The following is a 5,097-nucleotide window of genomic DNA, read 5'->3' as shown; positions in this document are numbered from 1 at the left end:
GAGTATGTTGACGAAGCCTCCAAGCAGGGCAGTTGCTGTCCTTGCCGGGCCGAGCTGCCGAAGCGACGTCACCCAATCGGTGACCACACTGAAAAACCTCAGTGTGCGGTCGGTGGAACGCTGGCGTCGGGCCTGGCGCGAGGGCGGCATGGAGGCTTTTGCACTCCGCGGGCCCGGCCAACTTCCCGACCATTACCGATGTCCAGTTCGCGGTGCTCGAGGAGGAACTCGGCAAGGGTCCGTCAGCGCACGGCTTCGACGGTGAGCGTTGGACTCTGGCCCGGGTCCAGACGGCGATCCGCCGTCGTCTGCGGCTGAGCCTGTCGGTGGCGACGGTATGGCGGCTGCTGAAGCGGCACGGCTGGTCCTGGCAGGCGCCTGCCCGCCGTGCGCTCGAACGCGACGAGCACGCGGTGCAGCTGTTGGAAGGAAGGAGGTGTGGCCGCGGGCAAAAGTCTCGCGGCGGCGTCCGGGGCGTGGATCGTCTTCGAGGACGAGGCAGGATTCGCGATGACTCCGCCCCGGGCCCGGACCTGGGGACGACGTGGCCACACACTCGTTATTCGCGTTCGGGGAAGTTCCCGCCGCAGGACTTCGGTCGCCGGGCTGTGCTGCTAAAAACCCGGCGAGACCGCCAGACTGATCTACCGGCCCCGTCAGCATCTACTCCTGAAAGGAGCACGGAAGAGCTTCTCCTTGCAGGACTACCGAGACCCGCTGGTGAGGGCCCACAATCAGCTCGACGGCCCCATCGTGGTGGTTTGGGACAATCTCAACACCCACCTGGCAGCGGGCTTGAAAAAAGTACGAAGCCGAGCACGACTGGCTCACCACCGTCCGTCTGCCCTCATACGCACCCGACCTGAAAACCGTCGAAGCCGTCTGGTCATTCGTGCGCAGGGCCATGGCCAACACTGAGGTTTTTCAGTGTGGTCACCGATCGGGTGACGTCGCTTCGGCAGCTCGGCCCGGCAAGGACAGCAACTGCCCTGCTTGGAGGCTTCGTCAACATACTCGGGACCCTCACTCGCCGGAGGAGCGGCTGAAGAGGCTCACTGCCTTCGACACACCCCACGACCTCGACCGCAAACTCCGCCGCAAGTTTCGCAGATCCAACTCCGACCCCACCTGACCGACGGCTGCCCCACCGCCACCGGCCTGGCTATCGACCCACCCACCCCACCTTGAAAACCTCAGTAATCATTTCGCGAGGTGAGTCCCGTCAGTCCCGCCGCAAAACGATGATCGCTCTCAGTAACGGCGTCGTGAGCGCCGGAGCGGGGCACCGTAGCTTGCAAGATTCAGTCCCGCTCTCAGTTCAGTTGAAGAAGCCCAGGTCAGAGGGCAAGTCAAATGAGGGACGGGACCAACGGGATTGAACTTGACAGTTATGTTGTGCTCCTTTCCTCTAGATACCCTTCCTACCTACGCGGGCACATACACACACACCTGACAGACAGAACTAGGAGGTTGGGTCCCGTCAGTCCCGTAGGAGACGAGCACAGGGCTTCTAACCTGGAGTTTTAGTGCGGCGGGACTGAACGGGACTCACACTCTGCGGACAGACAGACAGAGGCGCCAGAGCCAGGTTCACCGTGGTGTCTGGTTGCTCAACACGATGCCTCAATCGACTTGAGCTTCTTTGTCGGTGTGAGGTCTCAGGAGATGCTTGACCGTTTACGCTCTGGACATGGTTGACACGTTCGGCTGAACGTCCATCGTCTCCCAACTGCCGGTAGGACATGGGTGCTTCGTCGGAGTCGTGGATGTACAGCCGTTGGCCGAGTACCGCTACCGGGCTGTCCGCGAGGTCCTCGGTGAGGCCGCCGCCCGGTACGACACCTCGCGTCAGACGTTGCACAGCTGGCGTCGGCGGTCCGAGCTGGAGGGCATGCCCGGTCTGCTCGGACCGCTCTCTGCGCCCGCGAAACAGCCCCACGCGCCTGTCCGCGGATAGCGAGGCCGAGATCTGCGAGTCGCGTCGACGACATCCCCGAGGGGGTGCCCGCCGGATCGTCCACGAACTCGCGGGCCGCGGACTGGAGTCTGCACCGTCACGGGCCACGGTCCACCGGGTGCTGTCCCGCAACGGCATGGTCCGCCCCCGCAAGAACCTCGGACCGATCACCAGGCTCTACGTCAAGGGCATGGGCACCCAGGAGGACCGTCAAGGATCTCCTGACGACAAACCGTCAAGGAAGTTCTGAGACCTCACGCCGAGATTCTTGGTCTTGCCGTCCCACGATGAAGACCGCCGCAGTGATTGCGTCAGTTGATGCCGGTTGCACGGCATTCTTCGAGATCGCCGACCGGCTCCGGGGGAAGGCGGCGATCCGCTCGAGAGCCGCGGAGCTAGGCCGCAATCCATCCACGACTAGCCGAGAGATCCGCGACCTTGGTTGTGCCTGTGTCGCAGCTAGTCGGTCTTCTCCGGATGGGCTGCGCGATGCCGCGCCGGCGCAGGTATGCGTGAAAGCCGCAGGAGTTTGTAGGCCTTGTCCGCGATGACGTAGTCGGCCCCCGCAGGGTGATCGGCCAAGGCCCTCTCTGGCCCACGGTGCAAAGTAGCCGTCGGCCCTCTGCCCCTTTCGTCAGGCCGAACGAATTGTCGACAAAGGGTTCGCGACCAGCTACCAGCGAGGTCCTGCCGCGTCCAGCACGCCACCACGTCCTCGGGTGAAACTTGGCGAAGTACGACCTGTCGTCCCGCTCGGCGAAGAGCCACCGTAAGCAGATCCGCGACGCCCTCGGGTTCCGCCCGGCGACCCGGGCCGACGAAGAACGGCTTGCTGGCTGGCTCGCCGATGAGGTCTGTCCGATCGAGCTGGTTGAGGACTGGCTGCGCTGGGCCGTACTCGTACGGTGCCGCAGCGACCGCATCGATCTCCAGGGCCGTATCGAGCCGATCGTGGCCGCCGCGCGGGCACGATCGGACCGGCTCTTCTGCACGCAGACCAGCGCGCCTAGGCCTGGCATCCTCTTCCGCCTCGCCGACGCTGCGGTGGGCCGGCCGGCCGGGACCGTACACGCAGTGCTGTGCCCGGTGGTGAGTGAGAAGACGCTGCGCGACCTGGTTGCGGAGGCGAAGGCGAACGAGAAGGCGTTCAAGGCCAAGGTCCGCACCACGCTCCGCTCCTCGTACAGTTCGTACTACCGGCAGATGCTGCCGCCGCTGCTGAACACTCTGGGCCTCAAGTGCAACAGCACCACCTACCGGCCGGTGATGGACGCCCTCGCTCCGCTGGCCAAGTACGCCGACGTCGACGGCAAGACGCGTTTCTACGACGTCGGCGACGCGGTGCCGACGTCGTAGTCAGTTCGTCACAGGTCTGATGCGGCTGATGACGGACAGCCTGGAGTGGCTGACGGCGGTGCTCGCGGACGGGGTCAAGATCAGCACCCGCAAGGGCGAGCCGTGGATCTCCGTGCCGAGGCTGGAGCCGCTGGACGAGCCCACAGGCCCTCCAGACCCTCAAGAACGAGGTGATCCACCGCTGGGCGTGCTCGAACTGCTGGACGTGGTGAAGAACGCCGACTTCCTCACTGGCCCTACCGCCAAGTTCTCCTCGGGCACCGCGTACGAGGAGAACCAGGCGACCGCGCGACCCTTCAGCGAGGCCTGCTTCTCGCGCTATTCGCCCTGGGTACCAGCATGGGCATCCGGGCGATCGTGGCGAGACCGAAGCCGCTCCGTGGCACGTGCGCCGACACTTCATCACCGTCGACAACCTGCGTGCCGTCGTCACCAGGCTGGTGAACGGCACGTTCGCCCGCCTGGTGGGGGTGGGGCACCGCGTGCGCGTCGAACTCGAAGAGTTCGGCTCTTGGTCCTCGAATCATGACCAAGTACCACGCTCGCAACGGCGGCAACGGCGTGATGATCGACTGGCGCGTCGCGAAGAAGAACGTCTGTATCTACTCCCAGCTGAAGTCCTGTTCGTGGTCCGAGGTCGCGACGATGATCATGAGTCTGCTGTGGCACTGCACGGATGCTGAGATCGAGTACAACTACGTCGACACGCACGGCGCGAGCGTGGTCGGGTTCGCTTTCACCGAGCTGCTCAACTTCCGTCTGCTGCCGAGGCTGAGCAGCATCCGCCTGTACCCCCGACAACGCCCCGCCCGGCTGGTCGGCGCTCGGCGGCTCGCTGACCCGGCCGATTCGCTGGGAGCTGATCGCGCAGCAGTACGACCAAATGGTCAAGTACGCCACCGCGCTCCGACTCGGCACCGCCGAGGCCCAACAGAGGAGCGAGGGCTGTCCTATGACCTGGCCCTGAACGGGAAGGAAGTTGCCCACCCGGAGGATGCCGAGCCGCACCAACCTGCTTATGGCGGGCTCGGACCGCCCACCCTTCCCCGCTACCGCACCCCACCGCGAGCCGTCTGCGTCCTCGCAGCAAAGGCGGGTGCGGAACGGTTCACCGAGGTGACCTGGAGGCAGGGGAGCAAAGGCACGATGACCTCACGGTTCGCAGTGCTGACAGTGCGGCCCGCCGGCAAGCAGTCCCTGGCCGCAGCTCAGGAGGCGGGCGGCGGCCGCAACCGTTGGGACGGCGTCCTGCCCGTCCAGACACTCCTCGTCTAATGGCCGGACGGCCAGGACACTCCGACTCAGGTCCGAGTCCCGTGGACCGGGGTAAGCCCGGTTCCAAGATGCATGTCCTGTCCGACGCGGACGGACTGCCTCTACGTGTCGGACTCTCCGCGGCCAACACCCACGACAGTCAGGCACTGAAGCCGATGCTGCCGGATTTCCACATAGGACACGAATCCCACGCGACCGATTCCAAGCCCCAGCCCCATCGCCTTCATGCGGACAAGGCGTACGACGTGCCTCACCTGCGGCGATGGTTATGGGGCAAGCGCATCGGCGTCCGCATCGCCCGCAAAGGCGTGGACTCCAGCGAACGGCTCGGCCGCCGAAGGCGGGTCATCGAACGCACCATGTCCTGGCTGACTGGCTACCGCCGCCTCAACCACCGCTACGAGCGGAAACCAACTAAGACGTCATTTCAGTTGGTGCGATCTTGCGGCATTCTGGGGTAGTGACTGCTGCGCTTGTCGAACGGTTAGCGCCTGAAGATCTGTGGGAGC

The 5,097-nt window shown here is 64.9% G+C and carries 3 protein-coding genes and 5 pseudogenes; all 8 read left to right on the top strand.

The features are described from left to right. Nucleotides 1–97: 97 nt before the first annotated feature. Nucleotides 98–913, top strand: a pseudogene (locus ABT070_RS46405) (IS630 family transposase); the annotation flags it as partial. Nucleotides 914–1,054: 141 nt separating this feature from the next. Further along, nucleotides 1,055–1,188: pseudogene (locus ABT070_RS46400) on the top strand (IS630 family transposase); the annotation flags it as partial. A 574-nt stretch (nt 1,189–1,762) separates the two neighbouring features. Continuing rightward, nucleotides 1,763–1,957 (top strand): hypothetical protein, encoded by a 195-nt coding sequence (locus ABT070_RS45920; RefSeq protein ID WP_351769302.1) that lies wholly within the window; start codon nt 1,763–1,765, stop codon nt 1,955–1,957. Nucleotides 1,958–2,075: 118 nt separating this feature from the next. Continuing rightward, nucleotides 2,076–2,207 (top strand): hypothetical protein, encoded by a 132-nt coding sequence (locus ABT070_RS45910; protein WP_351769300.1) that lies wholly within the window; start codon nt 2,076–2,078, stop codon nt 2,205–2,207. 476 nt (nt 2,208–2,683) lie between these two features. Next, the gene (locus tag ABT070_RS45905) at nt 2,684–3,313 is read left to right on the top strand and encodes a DUF4158 domain-containing protein (protein ID WP_351769294.1); all 630 of its coding nucleotides are present in this window, start codon (nt 2,684–2,686) and stop codon (nt 3,311–3,313) included. A 513-nt stretch (nt 3,314–3,826) separates the two neighbouring features. After that, nucleotides 3,827–4,039, top strand: a pseudogene (locus tag ABT070_RS45900) (Tn3 family transposase); the annotation flags it as partial. 207 nt (nt 4,040–4,246) lie between these two features. Further along, nucleotides 4,247–4,585, top strand: a pseudogene (locus ABT070_RS45890) (transposase); the annotation flags it as partial. Beyond that, nucleotides 4,573–5,001: pseudogene (locus ABT070_RS45885) on the top strand (transposase); the annotation flags it as partial. The pseudogenes ABT070_RS45890 and ABT070_RS45885, both read left to right, overlap by 13 nt. Between the last annotated feature and the right edge of the window lie 96 nt (nt 5,002–5,097).

Source organism: Streptomyces sp. NPDC002884, from assembly GCF_040295245.1.
Taxonomy (GTDB): domain Bacteria; phylum Actinomycetota; class Actinomycetes; order Streptomycetales; family Streptomycetaceae; genus Streptomyces.
The sequence above is the reverse complement of the archived record's forward strand: the minus strand, read 5'-3'. Positions and strand labels throughout refer to the sequence as shown.